Annotated in this window: 16 protein-coding genes; 11 read left to right on the top strand and 5 right to left on the bottom strand. The window is 63.0% G+C overall.

From position 1 onward, the window contains the following. Positions 1-40 precede the first annotated feature (40 nt). The gene (locus SS05631_RS23170) at positions 41-241 is read left to right on the top strand and encodes a hypothetical protein (RefSeq protein ID WP_037425494.1); all 201 of its coding nucleotides are present in this window, start codon (positions 41-43) and stop codon (positions 239-241) included. A 17-nt stretch (positions 242-258) separates the two neighbouring features. Here the strand turns inward: SS05631_RS23170 and SS05631_RS23165 are convergent, their stop codons facing one another. Next, on the bottom strand, positions 259-477 hold the full coding sequence (locus SS05631_RS23165) for a hypothetical protein (RefSeq protein WP_037425497.1): 219 nt from the start codon (positions 475-477) through the stop codon (positions 259-261). A 429-nt stretch (positions 478-906) separates the two neighbouring features. Beyond that, positions 907-1,134 carry a hypothetical protein gene (locus tag SS05631_RS23160; RefSeq protein ID WP_037425501.1) on the bottom strand — a complete coding sequence of 76 codons (228 nt, stop codon included), beginning with the start codon at positions 1,132-1,134 and terminating at the stop codon, positions 907-909. A 244-nt stretch (positions 1,135-1,378) separates the two neighbouring features. Between SS05631_RS23160 and SS05631_RS23155 the strand changes: the two genes are divergently transcribed. Next, positions 1,379-2,671 (top strand): cation:proton antiporter, encoded by a 1,293-nt coding sequence (locus tag SS05631_RS23155; RefSeq protein ID WP_050988370.1) that lies wholly within the window; start codon positions 1,379-1,381, stop codon positions 2,669-2,671. A 2-nt stretch (positions 2,672-2,673) separates the two neighbouring features. Here SS05631_RS23155 and SS05631_RS23150 read toward each other — a convergent pair whose 3' ends face one another. Then, positions 2,674-3,624, bottom strand: a complete 951-nt coding sequence (locus SS05631_RS23150) for a LysR family transcriptional regulator (RefSeq protein WP_037425504.1) — start codon at positions 3,622-3,624, stop codon at positions 2,674-2,676. A 103-nt stretch (positions 3,625-3,727) separates the two neighbouring features. Between SS05631_RS23150 and SS05631_RS23145 the strand changes: the two genes are divergently transcribed. The 8 genes from SS05631_RS23145 (at position 3,728) to SS05631_RS23110 (ending at position 11,412) form a co-directional block, all read left to right on the top strand. Next, a complete protein-coding gene (locus tag SS05631_RS23145; protein WP_037425507.1) occupies positions 3,728-4,207 on the top strand; it encodes a cupin domain-containing protein in 480 nt (159 codons plus the stop codon). Between the two features lie 231 nt (positions 4,208-4,438). Beyond that, positions 4,439-4,846, top strand: coding sequence for a VOC family protein (locus SS05631_RS23140; protein ID WP_037425510.1), 408 nt, complete (start codon positions 4,439-4,441; stop codon positions 4,844-4,846). 5 nt (positions 4,847-4,851) lie between these two features. Further along, complete coding sequence (locus SS05631_RS23135) at positions 4,852-5,286, top strand: GFA family protein (protein ID WP_037425556.1); 435 nt, start codon at positions 4,852-4,854, stop codon at positions 5,284-5,286. Positions 5,287-5,377: 91 nt separating this feature from the next. Then, complete coding sequence (locus SS05631_RS23130; RefSeq protein WP_037425513.1) at positions 5,378-6,472, top strand: branched-chain amino acid ABC transporter substrate-binding protein; 1,095 nt, start codon at positions 5,378-5,380, stop codon at positions 6,470-6,472. An 84-nt stretch (positions 6,473-6,556) separates the two neighbouring features. Next, complete coding sequence (locus SS05631_RS23125; protein WP_037425516.1) at positions 6,557-9,016, top strand: adenylate/guanylate cyclase domain-containing protein; 2,460 nt, start codon at positions 6,557-6,559, stop codon at positions 9,014-9,016. Positions 9,017-9,133: 117 nt separating this feature from the next. After that, entirely contained in the window at positions 9,134-10,417 is a 1,284-nt protein-coding gene (locus SS05631_RS23120) for an SDR family oxidoreductase (protein ID WP_037425519.1), read from the top strand. Then, positions 10,417-10,890: a DUF2269 family protein gene (locus tag SS05631_RS23115; RefSeq protein WP_037425522.1), complete on the top strand. Its 474-nt coding sequence runs from the start codon at positions 10,417-10,419 to the stop codon at positions 10,888-10,890. Before SS05631_RS23120 ends, SS05631_RS23115 begins: the two co-directional genes overlap by 1 nt. A gap of 36 nt (positions 10,891-10,926) precedes the next feature. Beyond that, a complete protein-coding gene (locus tag SS05631_RS23110) occupies positions 10,927-11,412 on the top strand; it encodes a GNAT family N-acetyltransferase (protein ID WP_037425525.1) in 486 nt (161 codons plus the stop codon). 26 nt (positions 11,413-11,438) lie between these two features. On the opposite strand, the gene SS05631_RS23105 is transcribed toward SS05631_RS23110, so the two are convergent. Next, a complete protein-coding gene (locus SS05631_RS23105; RefSeq protein ID WP_037425528.1) occupies positions 11,439-12,347 on the bottom strand; it encodes an NAD(P)/FAD-dependent oxidoreductase in 909 nt (302 codons plus the stop codon). 115 nt (positions 12,348-12,462) lie between these two features. Beyond that, positions 12,463-13,989 carry an FAD-dependent oxidoreductase gene (locus SS05631_RS23100; RefSeq protein WP_037425531.1) on the bottom strand — a complete coding sequence of 509 codons (1,527 nt, stop codon included), beginning with the start codon at positions 13,987-13,989 and terminating at the stop codon, positions 12,463-12,465. 393 nt (positions 13,990-14,382) lie between these two features. On the opposite strand from SS05631_RS23100, the gene bcsN reads away from it, so the two are divergent. Then, positions 14,383-15,312, top strand: coding sequence for a cellulose biosynthesis protein BcsN (gene bcsN / locus SS05631_RS23095; RefSeq protein WP_037425534.1), 930 nt, complete (start codon positions 14,383-14,385; stop codon positions 15,310-15,312).

Below are 15,312 nucleotides of genomic sequence, written 5' to 3'. Positions count from 1 at the left end.
CTGCCGCAGTTTTGTTCGATACTGGACGGGAGATGCAGACATGAACAGAAATTGGGAGCGTTTGGCGCTGATCGGCGCCGCCATCATCATCCTCTCCAGCGCACTGTTCTATTTCTACGTCGACCGCTTTCCGACAAGCAATGCGACGCGTATCGAAGACACGAAAGTCAATGCCGACGGCGTGAAGACGATCGACCCGAACCCGCCAAGCGCCAGCGGCGACAAGAACAATCCATCTTAGATAGTCGGCGGGGCGGCTCATTCCTGGAGATGAACGCCGCGCTTCTGTATCAGCCTTACCTTGTGATGGGGACAGTATTTGCCGGCGGCCTTGGCGGCGCAGAAGAGATAGGGTCCGCCGCCGTTGATAGGCCAGATGCACTCGCCGGGCGACAGATCCTCGAGGCGTTTTGCGAACGGCAGCCGCTGCACGTCATACTCGTTCGCAGGGGAAAATTCTCTCTGAAGCTCGTTCATCGGTACCTAGGCGTACTCTTTCTCCTCGAGCCTGACCTCAGACAATTCGAGGTCCACTGCTATTGGAGGAAACGCGCGATCCGGCAAAGTGATCCGACATAATCATGCCAACCGCATCATCAGGGACGGTTCAGCCATCGGTTGACTCCGCTCGGAGGCCGCCATGTGTCAGCCCGGAAGCAGGGTAACCACCATAACCGCTGCGACTACGGCGAGCGAAGCGATAAGGGCGATCAGTTCGATCATCATGTAACGCTGCATGTCGCGACGCATGCCAGTTCCTCCACGTCGTTGTGAGGTCGAAGGAAAACGCTCGAACACCACAATTGTTCACGCAGGCCGGGCGAGCCGCCGTGGCGGATTTCCGCATATAGACAACAAAACGCCCCCGCCCTCGGATGGGCTTTCACACAAGCAGGTGCCGAGTGGCTAATCGGCGGTCATTTCGGGTGTCGCGTCGCCCGTCGTTAACATCCGCATCAGGGCGATTTCGCTCCTTACGCCTTGCTGGTATAGGTGAAAAAGCATCCTGCCTATTTTAGCACCCTCTTCACTTTCCGGCTCCAGCTCCCTGGAGGAGCAAGCATAGACATGAACGCGCCGGAGCATCGAGATTTCAAGGTCGTCAATGGCGAGATCCGAAAAGCGCATATGCATTTCCCTTTGACCCTCCGATCAAAGCAGGTTTGTTGCTCATGCAATGATATTGGTGCGCCAAGCTTCGGATTCCAGATGTTGCCCATCAATGACCGTTGATCGTGGTCGACGGGAACGTCAGACGCGGCAGACGCGTTTTTTACGATCTTGCTGCGCGTCTTTCGGAGCTATCATGTCCACAAATCCCCTCGTGACCTTCGATCTCGATCCAGCCCCAGCGTTGATCGACTGAGAGGTACCGCGGATGGAGCACTACGACATAACGCTTGGGCTGTTTGGGCTGGTCATCCTGCTGACCGCCTGGATTCCCATGGCGTTTCGCCGTCTGCCGCTTTCACTGCCCATCTTCTGCATCGCCATCGGCGCCCTGGCCGGACACACTATACTCAGACCGGTCGTCGATCTCGGCTCGTTCGACAGTCGACTCGTCATCGAGCATATGACGGAGTTCACCGTCATCGTCGCGCTGATGGGTGCCGGACTGAAGATCGACCGGCCGATCGGCCTGCGCAACTGGGCTCTCACCTGGCGGCTCCTGGGCATTGCGATGCCGCTGGGGATCGCCGTGATGGCCGCCGGCGCCTCGCTGATACTCGGTCTTGGAGCAGCTTCCGCCATTCTGCTCGCCGCCTGCCTGGCACCGACCGACCCGGTCCTGGCGAGCGATGTCCAGGTAGGACCGCCGGAGACGGGAACCGAGGACGAAGTTCGGTTCGCGCTGACGTCCGAAGCCGGCTTGAACGACGGCCTGAGCTTTCCGTTCGTGTATTTGGCAATTGCGATCGCACTCGCCTCCGATGAGCCGGGCTGGTTCGCCGGGTGGCTGCTGCTGGATGTCACCTGGCGGCTCTTCGCCGGCATCGTGATGGGATGGATTGTCGGCAAGGCGCTCGGCTTTGCCACGTTTCGCCTTCCGAAGGGCGCTGCGCTCGTGCGCACGGGCGACGGTTTCGTCGCCTTGGGAATCACCTGCCTCGCCTACAGCCTGACGGAACTCGTCCACGGCTATGGATTCGTCGCCGTGTTCGTGGCCGCGCTCTCCTTCCGCACCGTCGAGCGACACCACGAATTTCACAAGGAACTGCACGACTTCTCCGAGCAGATCGAAAGGCTCCTGATGATGGTGCTTCTCGTCTGCTTCGGCGCCGCCGTCAGCCTCGGACACTTCATTGTCGACCTCGATTGGCGCGTGGTCGCCTTTGCCCTCTTCGTCCTGGCCATTGCCCGGCCGGCCACCGGATGGGTGAGCCTGCCATCGACCTTGCCCAAGGGTGAAAGGGCGGCGATCGCCGTCTTCGGGATCCGCGGCCTGGGCTCGATCTACTATCTCGCCTTTGCCACCGGGGTGGCGCGTTTCGAAGAGGTCGGCGTCATGTGGTCCGCCGTCGCCTTGATCGTGCTGATTTCCATCGTTACGCACGGGCTCACTGTCACCCCGGCGATGCACTGGCTCGACAGGCGGCGCAAAAATATCGGCAAGGCCGACGAAGCAATGCGTGCGAAGACCAAGTCCGGGAGTGCAGCCCTATCCGATTGATCTCACGCGACTCCCGCTTCGGGGAATCCGAGGATGTCGACGGTCCCGAGGATCTGACCGCGCAGCCAGCGATGCGGCGGCTCGTCGTCGTGACGGGCGTGCCAATACATCCTGATCTCCGGAACGGGGATCGTAAGCGGTGGCTCATAGATGGCAATCGGCAGGCTCCGCGCGGCCGAAACTGCGAATTGGCGAGGAACAGCGGCGAGGTAATTCCCGCTTGCCACGGCCAACGCCACGGCCTGGAAGTGCGGCAAAGCCAGGCTCACGCGGCGCGCCCGCCCGATCTTGGCGAGGGCGTCGTCAGTAAAGCCCGACATCGAACCGTCGATTGAGCGGATGGCATGCGGAAGTTCGCAGAAGATTTCGATCGGCAGAAGTCCATTCTCGCCGATCCCAGCCCGGCCGATCGCGATATTGTCCTTGGCTGCGATGATCGCAAAGGGTGAGTGAAAGAGAAGGGCACTCGAGACCCAGTCGGGCACCTCCAGCGGCCGCTCGAGCGCCGCGTCGACCTCGTCGTCCTGAAGCAGCCGTGCGACATCGCCGCGCGCGCTGTCGAGAAAACGGAGTGACACGGCAGGCGCCGTGTGCGTGATGCGCGCTGCCAGGGACGGCATCAGCAGCATCGAAAAGAAATCGGCCCCCATCAGCGTGAAGGTGCGCTCAAGCTCCGCAGGCTCGAACCTCTTGGCTGCGTGAAAAACGCGTTCGATTTCGCGCAGCGCCACCCGCACCGGCTCCGCCAGGCTCTCCGCCCGGGGCGTCGGCACCATCTCGTTGCCGCGCCGGACAAACAACTGATCATTGAGCGCGTGACGCAAGCGGTTGAGTGCCGCGCTGACGGCAGGCTGGCTCAAGCCGATCCGATCGCCGGCGCGGGTGACGCTTCTTTCCCGCAGCAGGGCATCGAGCACCCGCACCAGATTGAGGTCCAGAGCATTTAAATTCATCCCGTCAATTCGCCCCATACGATCATTCGATTTCCGCTCGACCCGGTCGGCCGGTAAGTCACCCGCGACGCCACGTCACATAAGGCAAAGGAGCACGCCCGCCATGACCATCACTAGCAACATCACAGAAAGCAAGGAACTCTTCTGGTTCAACAACACGCTCGTCGCGATCCACGTCTCCTCGAGCAAGGGGAGCGACGGCATCTGCGTGGTCGAGCACCAGATGCCCTACTGGGATTCTCCGCCACTGCACGTGCATCACCGGGAAGACGAAGTCTTTCACATCCTCGAAGGCAGGATGCGCTTCCATATCGATGGCCGCGAGCGGATTGCCGTTACCGGCGAAACGGTTGTCGCGCCAAAGGGCCTCGCCCACACCTTCCGCGTCGAATCGAGCGGTGGGGCGCGGTGCCTGACGATCACGCGCGGTTCGGACTTCGAAACACTGCTGCGCCAGATGGGCCGCCCGGCCGATCGGCCGGAATTGCCGCCGCAGTCGGCGCCGACACCGGAAATCATCGAGGCCCTGACACGGTGCTGCAGCGAAAACGGCGTCGATATCATTGGAACGCCGCTGGTCTGATTGGAAAGGTCGCATCCGCCTCGCACCGGCCCTTCGGCTGGCCGCGCACCCCTGCCCCGCGCGAAGCGTCCTGATCTGACGAAGTTTTCCTCACATCTGCAGCCTTGAACTCCGCCCTTCTTTGCGAAAGATTTCACTCTCCTTGTCGGAATGGATGCTGCGGCTGCGTCTTGGAGCCGCCGACCAATCACATTCAGGTCGGCGCTGCCAAGTGCATGAAAGGAGGAACAATTGTCATTGCATGTTGCGCTCGAAGTCGTAACCCTGTTTGTGGATGATCTCGGCGAGGCAAAAGCCTTTTACAGGAAGGTTTTTGAGCCGGAAATCGTGTACCAGGATGACGTCTCCTGCGTCCTTAAGTTCGGGGGCGCCATGATCAATCTGCTTCATGTGTCGCAGGCGCCGGAACTGATCGAACCTTTGCCGGTGGCGTCGGCGAATTCGGGCGCGCGTATCCTGCTCACGATCAAGGTCGCTGATGTAGACGCCGCCTGCGCCAGCCTGGAGGGTCGAGGCGTGAGACTGCTTAACGGCCCGATCGATCGCCCTTGGGGACGCCGCACCGCCGCCTTTGCGGATCCGTCGGGCCATATTTGGGAGATCGCTCAGGAACTTGCGTCGAGCCAGGAGGCCATTTGATCATCATGACAGACCAGAGCGTTCGTATGCTAGCCGGACGGTGCCTCTGCGGCGCCGTCCACTATGTCGTCGCCGACGCGTTCCGCTATGCCGCAAACTGCCATTGCGCGGATTGCCGGCGGACGACCGGGTCCGCCTTCAAGCCGTTTGCCGGCATCGAGCGGGAGAAGTTCACGGTCACCGAAGGGGCACACCATGTCGAGAGCTACGGTGAGGAGAACGCGCACAATGCCCGCTGCGGAAAGTGCGGCTCCTTTCTCTATTCGGTGGTCCGCGATGGCGCCTATGTGCATGTCGCGCTCGGTCCGCTCGCCGACGAACCGGCAATCCGGCCGAGCGAGCACATTTTCGTCGGCTCGAAGGCACCCTGGTACACGATCAACGATGAGCTGCCGCAATATTGGGCTCACGTTGCGGACGGGACGCCGATCAACTGCTGAACGTCCCGGCATGCTCAAGCGGCACGCAACCTTTCGCCACCACACGTAGCCGCACCGGCGCATCAAGAGTATATTGCAGGCGGAGGTGTTCATGCGCCGACCTCTCGCCCTTGCTGCCGCCGTTGCCCTTGCTCTCAGCTTTCCGGCTCAAGCGGAAGTTCTGATCGGTGTTGCCGGCCCGATGAGTGGCAAACTCGCCTGGACCGGCACCCAGTTGAAGCGCGGCGCGGAGATGGCAGTCGCGGAGATCAATGCCGCCGGCGGCGTCCTCGGCGAGCAGGTTCGATTGATCGTGGCGGATGATTTCTGCGATCCACAGCAGGCCGTTGCGGCCGCCCGGAAGCTCGTCGCCGACCGTGCGGTCTTCGTCGTCGGCCATTACTGCTCGGGCGCTTCGATCCCCGCCTCCAAAATCTACGCCGCGGCCGGCGTGCTGCAGATTTCGCCGTCCTCAACCAATCCGGCCCTGACCGAGCAAGGCCATGCCAACGTCTTCCGGGTCTGCAGTCGGGACGATGCCCAGGGCTTGAAGGCCGGCAACTACCTGGCCGATCAGTGGGGAACCAAAAAGATCGCAATCCTTCACGACGACACGACCTACGGCAAGGGTCTCGCCGAAGAGACGAAGAAGCAGTTGAATAAGCGCGGCGTCAACGAGGCGATCTATCAGAGCTACGAACCGGGGAAGGACGACTACTCGGCCGAGATCGCGGATTTGCAAAGGGCAGGTATCACGGTGCTCTATCTCGGCGGTTATCACACGGAAGCGGCGCTCATGGTTCGTGCAGCGCGCGAGCGCGCCTTTCCGGTGCAGGTGATTTCCGGTGACGACACTGCAACCGAGGCCTTCGGCCTGATCGCCGGCCCCGCTGCCGAAGGAACACTCTTTACCTTCGTCGCCGACCCGCGTCGCAATGCCGAGGCGGCTGAGGTCGTCGAGCGCTTCCGGGCGGAGAATTTCGAGCCCGACTCCTGGACGTTGCACAGCTACGGCGCCGCCGAAGTTTGGGCGCAGGCGGTCCGTAAAGCGGGGTCGCTGAAACCGCCGAAAGTCATCGCGGCGCTGCGCAACCACGCGTTCGATACGGTGCTCGGCCGGATCGATTTCGACGAGAAGGGCGACCTCACCGTTCAGAACTGGGTATGGTATATTTGGAAGGGTGGCGAGTACGTGCCGCTGGAGTAACTGGCGGCTCACCGCAGCAGCACGCATCTGAGAAGAAATCCGTGCGGACGATGTTGACCGCCTCAGCCGGAGCGAGGGGCCGCGATGTTTGATCGTCTCGGCATTCGCGGTCGTCTGCTGCTCGCCTTCTTCGGCATCAGTGCCTTCGCCGTGCTTGCGACCGCTGGCGCGCTATACGCCTTTCTCCAGCTCGGCCAGGTGCTCGAACGGGTAACGGAGCGCCGGGCCCCGTCCGCCCTTCTATCTCTCGAACTCTCCCGCCAAGCCGAGCGCGTCGCCGCCACCGCTCCCGCCGTGCTTGCATCGAGCAGCCAGGCCCGGCACGCCGAGGTATCGGCGGCGATCGGCAGCGAGATGACGCGCCTGGAGGAATTGCTTGCCGCCTTGAGGGGAACGGCGCTCAGCTCGGCGGTCGTTGCCGAAATCGAAGCGGCGGCAGTGGGGCTGCGGCGCAACCTGAACGCCCTCAATGGTCTCGTGACCGCGCGTCTCGACGCCGTGGCCCGAAAGGAGGAGCTTCTGCGCCGCCTGTCGGCGACGACCAATGCCAGCCAGCGGCTCGTCGCGCCCGGCATTCTCGTGATGAATTCCAAGGTGCCGCGGTGGCGGGCCGCGACTGTCGATCCGACACTGTCGCCGGAAGCGGAAGCTGCGGCGACGCGAGATCTCGCCCGGGCAATCGCCGCCTATATTCCGCAGCAAACGGCGCAACGCGAGATAGCGGCGATCAACGACACGCTTTTGCAGGCTGCCGTCGTGCCGGCCCCGGGCGACCTGTCGCTGCTTTCGTTTCCCCTGCACCGCTCGGTCAACGCGCTGGAGGCCGTCACGCCCGAATTCGACGAGCAATTGCGCAAGCGCTTCCGTCAGCTCGTCGACGAGTTCAAGGCGCTGATCGACGGGCCAACAAGCATTCCGGGCGCGCGCGGCGAAGAACTTGCTCTCCTGGCAGAGGGCGAGAAGCTGGTGGCGGAAAACGATCAGCTTTCGCGCAAGCTGACGCTTGCCGTGGATCGCCTCGTGGCGGCGGCGAAACGGGATATTTCCGAAGCGGGCGCCGAAGCCGCGACCGTGCGGCGCTATGGCACCGCGATCGTGCTCGGCTCCGCCCTGCTCAGCCTGCTGAGTTCGGTAATGATCGTTTGGCTCTATGTCGACCGTAACCTGCTTGCCCGTCTTGCCGGGCTCAGCCACAGCATGCTCGCCATTGCCGCCGGCAACCTGCGTGTGACGCTGCCGGATACCGGGCGCGACGAGATCGGCCGCATGGCCAAGGCGTTGCGCGTCTTCCGCGACACAGCGATCGAGGTCGAAGAGAAGAACCTGCGCGACGTCGCCGAAGCCCGCCAGCGCCTGATCGACGCGATCGAGAGCATTTCCGAAGGTTTCGCGCTCTATGATGGCGAGGACCGGCTCCTCCTCTGCAACAGCCGATATCGCGAGATACTCTATCCGGGCATGGATGACGCCGTCGTCTCCGGCACGAAATTCGAGGCGATCATCCGTGCCGCGGCGGAGCGCGGCCTGATCGAGGATGCCATCGGACGGGAGGATGAGTGGATCGCCCGGCGCCTCGCGGCGCACCGCAATCCCGTCGGAACGATCCTGCAGCAGCGCGGTCCGGATCGCTGGGTGCAGATCAGCGAACGCCGCATTTCGGGCGGCGGCACGGTCGCCGTCTATTCCGACGTGACGGAGCTGAAACGTCGCGAGCAGGACCTTTCCGAAAAATCGGCCGCCCTCGAAGCCTTGTCGAGCAAGCTGGCGAAATACCTCGCCCCGCAGGTCTACAGTTCGATCTTCAGCGGCCGGCAGGATGTCAGCATCGCGAGCCAGCGCAAGAAACTGACGATCTGCTTCTCCGACATCGCCGGTTTCACCGAGACGACCGACAAGATGGAATCGGAGGAACTCACTCAGCTCCTCAATCAATACCTGACAGAAATGTCGAAGATCGCCCTGTCCTTCGGCGCCACGATCGACAAGTATGTCGGCGACGCCATCCTGATGTTCTTCGGCGATCCGGAGACGAGCGGCGTGAAGGAGGACGCCATCGCCTGCGTTTCGATGGCACTTGCCATGCAGAAGCGGATGGCCGAACTCGGCGAAGCCTGGCGCGGCGCCGGAATAGAGACGCCCCTGCGCTGCCGAATCGGCATTCACACGGACTACTGCACCGTCGGCAATTTCGGCAGCGAAGATCGAATGGACTATACCATCATCGGCGGGGCCGTGAATCTCACCGCCCGACTGGAGCAGGAAGCGGAGCCTGGCGCGGTGCTGATTTCCTACGAGACCTTCGCGCAGGTGCAGGATGTGATCCATTGCGAGGAGGTGGGACGCGTCCGGGTCAAGGGCCTAGCCTACCCGGTCGCTACCTTCCGAGTCGTCGACTTCAGGGCCAATCTCAGCGTCGCTTGCGACGCGATTCACAAGGAACTCCCGCATCTGAAGCTTGATGCAGAGCCCGACCTCATGTCGTCCGGCGAGCGGGAAGAGGCCGCCGCGACGCTTCGCGAGGCACTGAACCGGCTCTCTCGATAATCCGCTGTTCACCATCCGCGGAACATGTTCCACCCGGCGCCTGTTGGAGCAGTAAGGTGCAACGCGCCGGCAATGGCTGCGGTATTACGGTAATCGCCGGCGACAGAAGGGGGAAGGATGAGAGTCCTTGTAATAGGGGCTTCGGGGCTGATCGGCTCTGCCGTCTGCGCGAAGCTTCTCGAGCGCGGCATGACGGTCGTACGCGTGGTTCGACCGGGCTCTTCGCTGTCAAAGACCGGCGAAACCGTGGAACTCGATCTTGCCCGAGCGGTTCGGCCCGAAGACTGGCTGCCGCATCTGTTGAACATAGCCGCCGTTGTAAATTGCGCAGGCACACTCCAGGACGGGCCGGGTCACGATACGTCCGGCGTCCATATCCGCGGTCCCTCCGCCCTGTTTCAAGCTTGCGAACAGGCCGGTGTCCGCCGCGTCATCCATTTCTCGGCCATGGGCGTAGAAAAGCAGCAACCTTCCCCCTTTTCGCGCACCAAGCTCGAAGGCGACGAGGCGCTGATGGCCAGGGACCTCGACTGGGTCATTCTGCGCCCTTCCGTTGTGCTCGGCCCCGGCGCCTTTGGCGTCAGTGCGCTCATCCGTGGGCTGGCGGCTTTGCCCGTCCTGCCGATCATGCCGAATACCGGGCTGCTCCAGGTCGTGCGCCTCGAAGACGTGGCACGCACCGTCGAGATGCTCGTCCATCCGAGTGCCCCCAAGCGACTGATCCTGGAGATAGCAGGGCCGGGGCCCCTCTCCTTCGAAGATGTCGTGAGAACCTACCGGCACTGGCTTGGCTGGAGCCCTGCCCGCATCCTCAACATACCCGCTCCGCTCGCAGGCCTCCTCTATAAGCTCAGCGATCTCGCCGGGGCACTCGGCTGGCTTCCGCCGACGCGCAGCACGGCGCAGAAGGAGATCACCCGCGGTGCCGTGGGCGACATCCGGGCGTGGTCGGAGAATACCGGGATAGAACCGACCGCGCTCTCGGTGGCGCTGGCGAGAACGCCGGTTACGGTTCAGGAAAGATGGTTTGCCAGGCTCTACCTCCTGAAGCCGGTCATCTTCGTCGTGTTGTCGTTGTTCTGGATCGCTACCGGCGTCATATCGCTGACGACCGGTTACCAGATCGGCATCGACCTGATGGAGCGCACCGGCGCGGGGGTGCTTGCTGGCCCCAGCGTCGTCGCCGGAGCGATCGCAGACATCGTCATCGGACTTGCCATTGCGGTTCGTCGAACGAGCCGCGCCGGGCTCTACGGTGCGATCGGCCTCTCCCTTTTCTACGCCTTGGCCGGGACGATACTACTCCCTGAGTTGTGGAATGAACCGCTCGGCCCGCTGATGAAGATCTGGCCGATCATCGTGCTGCACCTCGCCGCCTTGGCGATCCTGGAGGAGCGCTGATGCTCTATTTCGTTCTCAAGTACCTGCACATCATCGGGGCCTCCGTGCTGTTGGGCACGGGCGCGGGCATCGCGTTTTTCATGCTGGTGGCGCATCGCACCGGTCGTGCCGAGACGATCGCTTCGGTTGCGCGCATCGTTGTCCTGGCCGACTTCCTGTTCACCGCCACCGCCGTCGTCCTGCAGCCGATAACGGGGGTGGCGCTCGCCTGGCATGTCGGTTACTCCCTGACGGAAGGTTGGATCCTGCTGTCGATCCTCCTCTACCTGATCACCGGTGCATTCTGGCTGCCGGTCGTTTGGATGCAGATGGAGATGCGCAGGCTCGCCGAGGCCGCGAGCAAGGGTGGGCAGCCATTGCCCAAACGCTATTATCGGCTCTTTCACCTGTGGTTCGCCTTCGGTTTTCCGGCCTTTGCTGCGGTCCTCGGGATTTTCTGGCTGATGATCGCCCGGCCCGCTATAGAGTGGTGAGCGGCGGCGTGGCGCTTATCGGGAGGGACAGACCACATGATTGTCGTGCGCCCGGCTTTAGCGGACGAAGTGGAGGCTCTTGCCCGGCTGGGGCTCTCGGCCTGGTGTAAGGGGATAAAGCCGCTCATCCCACCGGAAGTTGCGCTGGCGGTCGAGCAGGATAACCCGTTCCTGCCATTTCTACGGGACATGCGGTCAAAGGTCCTGGTAGCCGAGGTCGAAGGCCAGGCTGCCGGCATCGGGGCCTGCGAGCACGCGGACAATACGATCAGCGACATCTGGGTGGCTCCGGCATTCGAGGGTCGAGGCGCCGGATCGGCGCTTGTGAGAGCGCTCGAAAGACAAATCCTGGAGCGCGGATACTGCGAAGCGCACATCGAAGTGGCCGCTGCGAATGCGAGAGCGCTCGAACTCTATCAACGCCTCGGTTACCGGCAGCTTTGGAGGAAGGTCGCCTTTGATGCGGTGCTGCGAACGACACTCGAGAAGATCGGCCTGGCGCGGCGTCTTTCACCCGCGTGAGCGCGAGGCCCTGACGAGTACCCCGCTCAAGGATTGCCGAAAGCCTCCGACAGATCGTTGTGCGCGGTGACCGCGGCGATCTCTCCCTGCGCCATGGCGACTCCCATCTGATTTAGGCCCGTCACCACATCGCCGATCGCGTAGAAGAACCGGACATCGGTTCGCTGATGCCGATCGGTCGGTATCCGCCCTTCCTCGTCAAGCTTCACTCCGATTGCCTGCGCCAGGAGGGACTGAGGCCTGCAGCCAAGCGCCGAATAGACCGCCACCGCCTCCATCGTTGCCGCTCCCATGAATTCCAATGCCATGCGATCTTCGGGAACGGGCGCGTGCCGGGCCAATCGGGCGGTGAGCAGCCGGATGGGCGGCCTGATGTCCGCAGGCGTCAGGCCCTCGGGTTCGGCGCCCAAGGTCGCCACCGTCACGTCGTCGGTGAACGACAGCAGAAATGCGGCTTCCTTCAGCGCCCGCCGGTTGTTGCCGATGACGACCACCGGTGCGCCGTTGATCTCATACCCGTCGCAGATCGGGCATAGCCTGAGATTGCCATTCCGCACGAGTTCCTTCGCATTCGGCCAGGGCGGAAGAACGTCGAGGAGGCCCGTCGCGCAGATGACCGCGCGGCTCCCGAGAAGGCGGCCGGCCACTCTGCATTGAAAGCCGTCCGCTACCCGCTCCAGCAGATCGGCACGGGCGGCGAGACGCTCGACTCCGAACTTGCCGGCTTGATCATGCATACGGTCGAGCAACACCTGACCCGGGACGCCATCCGGGAAGGCTGGATGATTGTAAGAGCGCGGAATGAGAGAAGCGCGGCTATTCCCCTCGTCGACGACGACCACATGCCGATTGAGGCGCGCCAGATAGACGCTTGCCGCCAGGCCGGCAGGGCCACCACCGACAACAATGCAATCATAGTCGAGTTTATCGCGCACTTGGCGTCTCGCCGTTCCGGTTTCCTGTCAAACAGCCTGCTTCGAACGGCTCAAGCGGCCGGTTGTTCCGGGGGGCCACTCATGGCCGGAAGATATGGCGGTCCCGCCGCGGCGCCTATTCGTCAGCGGCCGCAAGCGGCGTGAAGGCAGGCGCGTTCAGGGGCTCGCCATCCACCGAAAAGTGGGAGCCGTGGCATGGACAGTCCCAGCACCTCTCAAAACTGTTCCAGTGCACGACACAGCCGGCATGGGTACAAGTCGCGGATCGAACATGGAGTTCGCCGCCGTCATCGCGGTAGGCGGCAAGCTTTGAAGTGCCGCGACGAATGAGGGCGCCGTCGCCGGGCTTCAATTCGTCGAGCGAAGACAATTCCCCGCCAGTGAGATGTTCGGCGAGATTGGCCGGCATGGTGAGGTTTTCAGAAATGTACTCGCCAGCTGCGCCGATCGAGATCCGGCTGGGCTGATAGATGCCGGCCCAGATATTCTCACGGCCCATGACAAGATCGCGCAGGATCAAGGAACCGGCGACACCGTTCGACAGGCCCTCGCCGGAATCGCCGGTCACAACGAAGACGTTGTTGTTTCCGGGATTTCGGCCGATATAGGCGAGGTGGTCGACTGGCTCCATGACCTGGCCGGACCACGCAAATTCCGGATCGCCGATCTGCGGGAAGCGCGACTTTGCCCATTCGGTGAGCCTCGCTAGCCGCTCCGGCTGGTCGTCGACCTGTCCGGTCTTGTGGTCCTCGCCGCCGACAAGCAGCCAGTCATGGTCTGCGCCTGACGGCTGCAGGCGCACATAGTGGTACGGGTCCAGCGTATCCCAGTACAGCGCGTCGACCACCGCGCCGCTTGGTACTCGGCCGGCAATTACATAGGTGCGATATGGTGCCTGCTTCGTGTGAACCGCGATCCAGTCGTTGATCGGCGAATTCGTCGCGATCACCGCCGCTCGCGCGCGGATTTCGCGGCCTTCCCGTGTGCGGACAATGGTTTCGCCGTCCTTCTCTTCGACACTTACGACTGGCGTCTCTGCGTATAGGCGTCCGCCATCGCGTTCGATGCAGCGGATGAGGCCGTCGAGATATTTGAGCGGATGGAACCGTCCCTGGTCCGGGAAGCGGAGACAACGGCGGTCGCCGCCGTCCCCAGTACCCGGCAATGCATCCCAGGCGACGCCGGAGAAGCCGAGGCTGTGACAGGCATCGATCTCCCGCTCCAGGATGGAAACGTCTTCGTCCGACGCCGCGAACAAATAGCCGTCCAGGCGACGGAAGTCGCACTCGATATTTTCGGACGCCTGAATCTGTTCCACCCGATCAAGGGCCGCCACCTGGCTGCGAAAGTATTGCCGCGCCTCCTCGAGGCCACGCAGCCTGATGAGTTCGTGGTAGAAGTCGTCGAGGACGGAGGCAAGATGCGCGCTTGTGCGAGCCGTCATGCCTCGGGCAAGAGCGCCCCGATCCACGACGATCACCGACTGTCCTTCACGGCACAATTCGTAGGCGACCGAGAGACCGGCGATACCGGCGCCCACCACGACGACATCGGCTCGCTCATTGGCGGCAAGCAGCTGCGGCCGGTGCTCCGCGGCGGTTGCCATCCAAAGGGACTGGCTGCGTTCGGACTGCACGTTCATGGCTTCAATCTCCCTCCCGACGAACCGCGCTCAATCAGAAATGTTCCTTGGACAAAAAGGGCACCGGCCTGCCTCTGGCAGACCAGTCGCGGCGGCCCCGGGCGCCGTTTGGACGGCCCCGCCTTGCGTGCCTCCTTCTCCGCGGGTTTGAAAAAGCCTCCACTTGCACTATGCAATCTCTAGCGTGCCGGCCGATCGCGATTCGTGGTCGTGGCATGAGATTGAGATATGGAATGCGGGTGGCGCGGCCCCTGCATTCCTTACCTGCCTGCTGCGTGTTTCATTTTGTCGAGCCGATTTATTGAAACATGTAGCTATTCGATGTGCCGCAGCGGCCTTTGCGCGTTTCAAGAAGACGCGCGTCCCTGTAAGGCAAGGTTGGAGGTTGCCAGTTTGCGGTGCAGCGGCAAGGCCGTCGGTTTGATCGTTCTCGCGTCTCTGTCCCTTGCAGGCTGCACGGCCCGTGAAGGTGCCCGCGTGCCGACCGGCGCAACCATCGTAGCGACGGAAAACGCGCTCGTCCTGCCGCCGCCCGGCGGGCCCGACATCCTAAACGTGGTCGAGCGGCGCTTCGGCAACGCCGTCGAGCAGGACGTCAATTTGCATACCTCCGCTTCAACACCCGGACAGAACTACCTGCGCGCCACATTCTTCGGACCGACAGGTGCCGGGCTCGATCAGAAGACGGCAACCTATTCGGCCGTCCGTGCATCGGAAATGATGCGGGAGGCAAGACGGGCAGTTCCGGGCGTCCCCCTGGCCCAGTCGCCCTATTTCCTTCAGAACAACTACGGTCCGTTCGGCTATGCCTTCGGGCGGCGCGACGGCGACGCCTGCCTCTATGCCTGGCAGCAGATACGTCCGCCGGAAAGCCAGCGCTCGCCTCTGCGCAGCTATGGCACCATACAGGTGCGGTTCCGCTATTGTGCGACCGATGCGTCGGAAAACGAACTGCTGAATATCGTCTACGCCTATACGATCAGCGGGACCATCATCGGCGATCCGTCCTGGAACCCCTACGGGCCGCCGCCGACGGTCGACGCCCGGCTCGGACGTACCGGCAGTCCCATCTACCGGACGGCGCCGCCTTCGGACCAGGCACCCGCGCTCGAACGCCCGAGACTCGCAGTGGTGACGACTCCCGCGCGCACGGTGCCTGAGATCGAAATACCGGAGGTGACGCGCCAGCCGGTCGTCGCGCCACTACCCGCACCGCAGACAGGCGGAAGCCTGCCGAGCCCGGCGGGTCCCACCGGCGCGGCAGGCAGCGTCGTCGTCCCCCTGCCGACTTGCACACCGCAGGGAGGGCCGGCCTGCCCTTAA

It is taken from the genome of Sinorhizobium sp. CCBAU 05631, assembly GCF_002288505.1.
GTDB lineage: Bacteria > Pseudomonadota > Alphaproteobacteria > Rhizobiales > Rhizobiaceae > Sinorhizobium > Sinorhizobium fredii_C.
The sequence above is the reverse complement of the archived record's forward strand: the minus strand, read 5'-3'. Positions and strand labels throughout refer to the sequence as shown.

Excerpts from the sequence above, each read along its gene's own strand:
- SS05631_RS23170 (WP_037425494.1), top strand. The coding sequence starts at position 41 with ATGAACAGAAATTGGGAGCGTTTGGCGCTGATCGGCGCCGCCATCATC.
- SS05631_RS23165 (WP_037425497.1), bottom strand. The coding sequence starts at position 477 with ATGAACGAGCTTCAGAGAGAATTTTCCCCTGCGAACGAGTATGACGTG.
- SS05631_RS23160 (WP_037425501.1), bottom strand. The coding sequence starts at position 1,134 with ATGCATATGCGCTTTTCGGATCTCGCCATTGACGACCTTGAAATCTCG.
- SS05631_RS23155 (WP_050988370.1), top strand. The coding sequence starts at position 1,379 with ATGGAGCACTACGACATAACGCTTGGGCTGTTTGGGCTGGTCATCCTG.
- SS05631_RS23150 (WP_037425504.1), bottom strand. The coding sequence starts at position 3,624 with ATGAATTTAAATGCTCTGGACCTCAATCTGGTGCGGGTGCTCGATGCC.
- SS05631_RS23145 (WP_037425507.1), top strand. The coding sequence starts at position 3,728 with ATGACCATCACTAGCAACATCACAGAAAGCAAGGAACTCTTCTGGTTC.
- SS05631_RS23135 (WP_037425556.1), top strand. The coding sequence starts at position 4,852 with ATGACAGACCAGAGCGTTCGTATGCTAGCCGGACGGTGCCTCTGCGGC.
- SS05631_RS23130 (WP_037425513.1), top strand. The coding sequence starts at position 5,378 with ATGCGCCGACCTCTCGCCCTTGCTGCCGCCGTTGCCCTTGCTCTCAGC.
- SS05631_RS23125 (WP_037425516.1), top strand. The coding sequence starts at position 6,557 with ATGTTTGATCGTCTCGGCATTCGCGGTCGTCTGCTGCTCGCCTTCTTC.
- SS05631_RS23120 (WP_037425519.1), top strand. The coding sequence starts at position 9,134 with ATGAGAGTCCTTGTAATAGGGGCTTCGGGGCTGATCGGCTCTGCCGTC.
- SS05631_RS23115 (WP_037425522.1), top strand. The coding sequence starts at position 10,417 with ATGCTCTATTTCGTTCTCAAGTACCTGCACATCATCGGGGCCTCCGTG.
- SS05631_RS23110 (WP_037425525.1), top strand. The coding sequence starts at position 10,927 with ATGATTGTCGTGCGCCCGGCTTTAGCGGACGAAGTGGAGGCTCTTGCC.
- SS05631_RS23100 (WP_037425531.1), bottom strand. The coding sequence starts at position 13,989 with ATGAACGTGCAGTCCGAACGCAGCCAGTCCCTTTGGATGGCAACCGCC.